Here is a 6,391-nt window from a genome sequence, read left to right as displayed (position 1 = left end):
CACCCCCGCCGAAGCCCTCACCGAACACCAGACCCTGATAGCAGCCTGACCAGCAAATCCACGAAGACCTGTCCAAGATCCTTGACACAGCCCACTTCACCAACGCGGTCGGGGTGAGGTATTTGGCGTTCGTCGCCGTCACGTTGAGAAAGGCGAAGACGAAGACCAGGTCGTAGAAGAGCTCCAGCGGGGTCACCTTGCTCCCCGGCGCGGCGGGCTCCAGCCGCCGCCCTCCTGAACGCTTCCCGTCGCTGCTCATCCTTGCAAGTCTTGCAGCCGGGTCGGGGTCGAGCTGCGGTTATGCCAGGTCGGCACCGCCGCGGTACGACAGCAGAATGGCCACCTCCCGTTTCCGGGAAGTGGCCGTCGACCTGTGTGGACCTCGCCAGGTGCTTCTCGAACCCCCGCAAGCCGCTCTGTTCGCTGATTCGGCGTGTTCTCAAGGGAGGCGCCCGGTGCCGCATCCTTCGCGCCAGCCTATCGAGGATGTGCGAGGCCCGGTGGCGAAGAATTCGCCTGTGACTCAAACTCGTTTGAATGCCTGAGATCGAGCTGACCTGCTTGGTCGATACGCCAAGGGCGAGCGCGTGAAGGACTTGGTGAAGCGTTTCGGCGTCCATCGTGCGACCGTGCGGGCGCTCGCTCAACGCGCTGGGGTCGGGCACGCTGGATGATGAGGTGGAGCCCGCGCTCAACGCGTTCGCGATCATCTTCGCCGGTCGGTTCGAGAGAACCACTCACTGATGAAACCGCCGGGCCTCACGCACGGTTTACCGGACAGACCCGATTCGCGCAGCGGGTACGCCGTGTTGCGCGGCGAGAAGGCTCCCGACGACGCGCAGCCCGCGAGCTTGGCGCGAAGGGACTGCTCTGAGTCAGCGCGCGCGCCGGTAGTGCATGGCGACCGCGCCGCCGCGGAGCGGCTTCGCCGAGACCAGCTCGAGCCGTCGCGTGCCGGGCAGCCCGCTCTGGTACAGGGTCGGGCCGTGGCCGGCGATCCTGGGGTGGACGAGGAACTTGTACTCGTCGATCAGTTCCAGCCGGTCCAGCTCGGTCGCGAGCTTGCCGCTCCCGAGGAGCACGCCGGCCGGGGTCGCGTCCTTGAGCTTCTGCACGCCCGCGCGCAGGTTACCGGCGATGTGGTGGCTGTTGGTCCACGGGAAGTCCTTTCGCGTGGACGACACCACGTATTTTGGCTTGGCCTCCAGCTTGATCGCCCACTCGCGCATCGCCGGCGGCGCCTCCTCGTCGCCGCGGGCGACCGCCGGCCAGTAGCTCTCCATCATCTCGTAGGTGACACGGCCCCACAGCATCGCCCCGGCCTCGTCCATGAGGCGGGTGAAGAAGGCGTGTGTCTCGTCGTCGGCGATTCCCTCCTGATGGTCGACGCACCCGTCCAGGGTGACGTTGATGCTGAAGGTCAAGAGCCCCATGGGGCGAGCTTAAGTCCGCGACGCGGCGACCACCATAGTTCGCAGGCCGAGTTATGCGGGTCAGTGGTGTGCTCGTACAGGGCCGTTGCATAGTTGATGTTGAGGGTGCATGCATCCTCGCCTGTCCTTGCCGTTCTCGACCAGCCCACGGCGAGTGAGCGTGTGCTGCCTGGGCAGCTCGACACCACCCGGCGCGACGAACTCATCGACCGCGGGCTGTCGACTGTGTCGACCGCTCCGTCCGTGCGCGCCCGCGCACGTCTCTGACGTCGGGCAAATGATCCACCACTTTCCGTCTTCGGCCCTCACCGTCTGGCCCTGTTGCTGTCATCGTTGCTGTCGACAGCAGCAGGGCTACCGGCGCTCCCGGAACTGACGCCAAACAACTACCGTCGACCGGTGCTCGATCCCGCAACTGTCTTCGACGGATCCGGCCCGCTGGAGGACCCGCTCACCTGCTCACACGGCGTCGCAGGTTGCCAGGGCTGCTCACTGGTCGACAACGTTTGACAGTGTCTCGTGCCTCCTGTGCCCCAGACAGCCACGCACCGGAGGCGGCTTTGCTGCAATACTGCTGCGATGCTGATGTGGATCGGGCGGGCCGCGTCTCTGCTTGTGGCGCTCGCGTTGGCAGTTGTCGGTGTGCTGTTCGTCTACGGCGCTTGGAACGCTTGGGATGGCCTGCCGCCGGATGGGCCGCCTCCCGGCGATTCTTCTCGGATCTATGAGATCGTCATCGCCTTGTTCGGTCTGAGTCTCTTGGCCGGCGGCACCTGGCTCGCTCTCCGAGTCGCCCGCGGAGTGCGTCAGCGCACAGCGTGACCTGAACCCCCGCTTCTGCTGCCATCCTCACTGTCTGCCGTCGACCCGCTCTCTTGGGGAGCGGGCCGCCGCCCGGCCCGCCACGTCAAGCGGACCTTGACGCACGTACGGAGGCTGCCGGAACAGACGGAGCCGGCTCTCGTGTCACGGACCCGCCCCGGCGGACACCGCCACAGTGGCGCAGTTGACCCAACCTCACCCGGCACGGATCCGGCTCCCGGGGGTCGGAGCTGGCCACCGGCAGCCACCCCTCCCCCTCCCAGGTGAACGGTTGACCTGACCCTGAGCGGCTGTGGAGCCGGCTCCTGGACGACCGGCATGCCTTCGCGCGGCCACCGCCCCCATGCTTGGGCCCTCGTCGGCGGGCTACCAGTAACCGCGTTGCCTTGCCCCACTCGTCGAGGCCCACTGATCAACTGACCCAGCCAGCGCTGGCCGCAGCAGTCGCCAACTGCCAGACGGAACCACACGCCGGGTCTGCCGCACCGACGGACGATCATGGACCGCTGACTTATTGCTGATAGACGGCGCTGAGCCGGCACCGCAGGCGATCACTCGGCCTCGGCATCCTCGATGCGGATCCCCAGCGCGCCGGCCAGGGTGTACGACAGGGCAACAAGATCTTGATGGGCGACGACCGCGCCCCCCATGCTCGTCACCCCACCGATCCCGACGAGGACGCAGTTGGCGAACCGGGTCCCCTCCATCGTCGCCTGCGAGAACTGCGCGCCAGTCAGATCACAGTTCGTGAACCGGGCACCGCTCAGGTCCGCGTTCTGGAAGTCCGCCCGGGTCAGGTTGCACCCCTCGAACACCACGCTGGAGAAGTCCGTAAAGCGGAACGACGACAGGTCAAGCCGGCACTCCGAGATCGTCACATCCCGTAACGCCCCGTTGATCCAATGCACGCCCGTCATCCGTAGGGTCGACAGCCGTGCGCGGATCATCGATGTTTTCTCCGCCCGCAGGTTTGCCAGGTTCGTGCTCTCGAACAGGCAGTCCTTGAACGCTGCCCCGTCGAGCTGCGTACCGCTCAGGTCCGAGCCTTTGAACCGGCACTGCTCGAACTCCACGCCATCCGCCGACCGCCCCGACAAGTCAAGGTCGAAGAAACCTAGCCGTCGAAACGTGGCCTCATCCTCAAGATCGTGGTCCTCGGTGGCTAGTTCCAACGACGACGGCGGCGTAGGTTTCACAGGCGCCCGCCATCGGCCACCACGACCCGCCCGGACAGCCATCCGCGGAGACTAGCGGAAGCGACCATGCTGACGGCCAAGGCGACCCGGGGCATCCCGCGACCGTGACCCCCAGGCAACCAACGAGCGTTCCCGACCAGCAGTGCCACAGCCGCTCACCTGCACAAACAGTTTCCCACCGCCCGGGGACGTCCGGGCGTTGTTCGTGCCGGTAGTCACGCAGTTGGCCACTCCGTTGCCGGCCTCCAGGGCGGCCATGACCACGCCGAGCACGGTCACGCGGCTGGGTTGCTCTTGCCGGTAGACGGCGACGGCCCAGTCCCGCCACTCGGGTCGCAAACGGCCCTGGCCTCGGGCGCGCGTAAGGCCATTCAGGATCCGGTCGTCTGGAATGAGCGGAGCGCAGCTTCGGCGAGCTGGGTGAGGTATTTGTTGCCGCCGGGTTTGTTGCCCTGCTCCTTGACGGCCACCAAGGTGGTTCCGATCCGAACGAGAATACTGTCGCATTCCAACGTGCCAGAATCGGACGTCGAGCTGCAGCTGACGTGAATACTGTCATCGCCCAACTGCGGCCCTGGTGCCACTGCGAACCGGTACCTGTCGCCGATGCCAAGGCCGGACGACACGACGAGGGTAGGACAACGGCCGATGAAGGTTCGCAGGTTGGTCATTGCTCGTTGTGCGCCGTCATCGGCGTAGGTCCTGAGGACTTCGTCCCCCACCCAGAGGTCATCGGGACCCGCGTCATAGCTGAGGGTGGCGGCGGCCATCGCTGACGGAGTCCCGGTTAGCCGTGCGGCCGACAGCAGCGGGATCATGCTGTCCGAGCAGGGCAGGTCGACACCTGGGGGCTGATCTCCAGCATCCGGCGGCATGACTGTCGCGATCTCCACAGTGAATCCGGGCGGCACTGAGTCCGTGGTCAGCAAGCGTGCGGACAGCGTCGCGGAGTAGCCGGATCCGCCGGTCGCCGGAACTGCTGGGGAAGCCGGCTTCGTGGCTGAGGCCGAGCCCGTCGCCCGCGCCGTGGAGGGGATCGTCTCGCCCGCTGATCGATCGGCTGTGTGAGCCGTTGGAGAACCGCACGCGGTCACCATGCAGGCAGCCACGACCGCGACTGACCTACGTAGCACCATCCTGAGCACTGGGCAGACTCCACCTTCTGCGCGAGACGCGTCAGGCTACCAGCGCGTGACTTCAGCCGCCGCGCACCCTGAACCGCGTAGGCCTCGCAGCTCGCCGCCAATCGATCATCACTAGTTGGACCGACACCAGGCCGGACGATCTCGACCCGACTCGGCGCTTCCTCGCCGGCAGCCGGGCAGGAGGAGCCATCCCGACGGCAGGGATCATCTACACCCAGGTCTCGTCCAGGGCAACGCGGGAAGCGCCCAAGCGCCTCGGCGACTCCCTCGGCCGCTGACGCCGCTGCTGTACGACAGCAGAAAGGCCACCTCCCGTTTCCGGGAAGTGGCCTTTGACCTGCCTGGGCGATACTGGGATCGAACCAGTGACCTCTTCGGTGTGAAGCAGGACGCCGCACCAACTCTGACCTGCAGAAACGAGAACCCGCAGGTGGGCGCGGGTGCAGTTGAGCGCCGTTGCGTGCTGTTGAATGCAGTTCAACGCCGTTCAGCGCACCTGCCCGCTCCCCGCGTGCTCCCCGATCCCGACGGGCGACAGCGGCGTCGCCCGGCGCCTCGGCGCTTCGCTTCGGCAAGTCTCCAACTACGGCGAGTTCGAAGGCTTGGCCTTCTGCGGGTAAATCGTCTCGTGACGGGCCAGCATGGCAACGAACTCGCTGATCTTCCGCTCGCGGGTCTGCGCCCGTTTGACGGCATTGACGCGGTGGATGAGAGCGAACCGGTTGGTCTTGGTGAGCACGTCGAACATGGCCTGGGCGGCGGGGTCGGCAGCGATGGCGGCAAGGAGGTCGGCCGGCACCTCGGCCTCCGACGGCGGGGCGTAGGCGGCCGCCCACCGCCCATCCGCTTTCGCGGCTTCTACCGCGGCGCGGCCTGGGGGCAGCATTCGCCCCTGCGCTTCCAGCCGGGCCACGTGGGCGACGTTGCGTTGTGACCAGGAACTGCGCGGCCTGCGAGGGGTGAACCGGATCCAGGAGGTTTCCTGGTCCCGTTTACGTGCCTGCCCGTCGATCCAGCCGAAACACAGGGCCTCGTCGACCGCCTGCTGCCAGGTCAGCGTCGTGACTGTGCCGCCCTTCTTGGTCAGGGCGAGCCAGACGCCGGGCGACGTGGCGTGGTGGGCCGACAACCACGCGCGCAGCGCGTCGGCGTCCGCGACGATCAACTCATCCAGTTCGGCACTCGCCATGACGGCAGGCTATCGCTGCGCTGCGACGTCGGGCCGGCATGCCGGACTCCTCGTGCATGTGCCGGTTGCGGCGAGCGTCGTCCACGACCACGGGCCTCTGACAATCGCCAGCGCCATCCCACGGTGGCCGCCAGACGCCGTACGAGCCGGCGACGCCCGGCGATCCAGCCGCTCGGTCTGCGGCAGATCAGTATGCAGGATCTTGCGAGCCGGGTACGTTGGCGTCTTGGGCGTCGGGGCGGGTTCAGGACCTCAGGTAGGTGACGACGGCGAGGACGCGCCGGTTGGTGTCACGATCGGTGACTAGGTTCAGCTTGGTGAAAATCGACGCGACGTACTTCTCCACGGAGCTCTCGGACAGGTGCAAAGCAGCGGCGATCGACTCGTTCGACCGGCCTTCGGCCATTCCGGCGAGCACGGCGCGTTCACGTTCTGTCAGGGCCGCGAGGCGATCGGCCCGGCGGTTTCGGCCGAGTAGCTGCCGGACCACCTCGGGGTCAAGGACCGTGCTGCCGGCGCCGACTCGCTCGACTGCGTCGAGGAAGTCGTCGATGTCGGCCACGCGGTCCTTGAGCAGGTAGCCGAGCCCGCCGTGGGAGTCGGCGA

At 66.9% G+C, this 6,391-nt stretch carries 7 protein-coding genes and 1 pseudogene; 2 read left to right on the top strand and 6 right to left on the bottom strand.

The features are described from left to right. Positions 1 to 259: low temperature requirement protein A (locus ACGF5G_RS35565; RefSeq protein WP_393271273.1), on the bottom strand; the 259-nt coding region annotated here is incomplete at its 3' end. A gap of 616 nt (positions 260 to 875) precedes the next feature. Beyond that, positions 876 to 1,433 carry a dihydrofolate reductase family protein gene (locus ACGF5G_RS35560; RefSeq protein ID WP_393271271.1) on the bottom strand — a complete coding sequence of 186 codons (558 nt, stop codon included), beginning with the start codon at positions 1,431 to 1,433 and terminating at the stop codon, positions 876 to 878. A gap of 333 nt (positions 1,434 to 1,766) precedes the next feature. Here ACGF5G_RS35560 and ACGF5G_RS35555 point away from each other — a divergent pair. After that, positions 1,767 to 1,889, top strand: a pseudogene (locus ACGF5G_RS35555) (SMI1/KNR4 family protein); the annotation flags it as partial. Positions 1,890 to 2,012: 123 nt separating this feature from the next. Then, the gene (locus ACGF5G_RS35550) at positions 2,013 to 2,255 is read left to right on the top strand and encodes a hypothetical protein (protein ID WP_393271270.1); all 243 of its coding nucleotides are present in this window, start codon (positions 2,013 to 2,015) and stop codon (positions 2,253 to 2,255) included. 551 nt (positions 2,256 to 2,806) lie between these two features. On the opposite strand, the gene ACGF5G_RS35545 is transcribed toward ACGF5G_RS35550, so the two are convergent. From ACGF5G_RS35545 to ACGF5G_RS35530, 4 genes are all read right to left on the bottom strand, one after another. Next, positions 2,807 to 3,493 carry a pentapeptide repeat-containing protein gene (locus ACGF5G_RS35545; RefSeq protein WP_393271268.1) on the bottom strand — a complete coding sequence of 229 codons (687 nt, stop codon included), beginning with the start codon at positions 3,491 to 3,493 and terminating at the stop codon, positions 2,807 to 2,809. Positions 3,494 to 3,822: 329 nt separating this feature from the next. Further along, on the bottom strand, positions 3,823 to 4,344 hold the full coding sequence (locus ACGF5G_RS35540; protein ID WP_393271266.1) for a hypothetical protein: 522 nt from the start codon (positions 4,342 to 4,344) through the stop codon (positions 3,823 to 3,825). An 835-nt stretch (positions 4,345 to 5,179) separates the two neighbouring features. After that, on the bottom strand, positions 5,180 to 5,785 hold the full coding sequence (locus ACGF5G_RS35535; protein WP_393271265.1) for a YdeI family protein: 606 nt from the start codon (positions 5,783 to 5,785) through the stop codon (positions 5,180 to 5,182). 244 nt (positions 5,786 to 6,029) lie between these two features. Continuing rightward, positions 6,030 to 6,391: LuxR C-terminal-related transcriptional regulator (locus ACGF5G_RS35530; RefSeq protein WP_393271263.1), on the bottom strand; the 362-nt coding region annotated here is incomplete at its 5' end.

Source organism: Micromonospora sp. NPDC047730, from assembly GCF_043204765.1.
GTDB lineage: Bacteria > Actinomycetota > Actinomycetes > Mycobacteriales > Micromonosporaceae > Micromonospora.
This window is presented reverse-complemented; position numbering and strand designations above follow the sequence as displayed.

Coding starts and splice junctions, on each gene's coding strand:
- ACGF5G_RS35560 (WP_393271271.1), bottom strand. CDS start 1,433: ATGGGGCTCTTGACCTTCAGCATCAACGTCACCCTGGACGGGTGCGTC.
- ACGF5G_RS35535 (WP_393271265.1), bottom strand. CDS start 5,785: ATGGCGAGTGCCGAACTGGATGAGTTGATCGTCGCGGACGCCGACGCG.
- ACGF5G_RS35550 (WP_393271270.1), top strand. CDS start 2,013: ATGCTGATGTGGATCGGGCGGGCCGCGTCTCTGCTTGTGGCGCTCGCG.
- ACGF5G_RS35545 (WP_393271268.1), bottom strand. CDS start 3,493: ATGGCTGTCCGGGCGGGTCGTGGTGGCCGATGGCGGGCGCCTGTGAAA.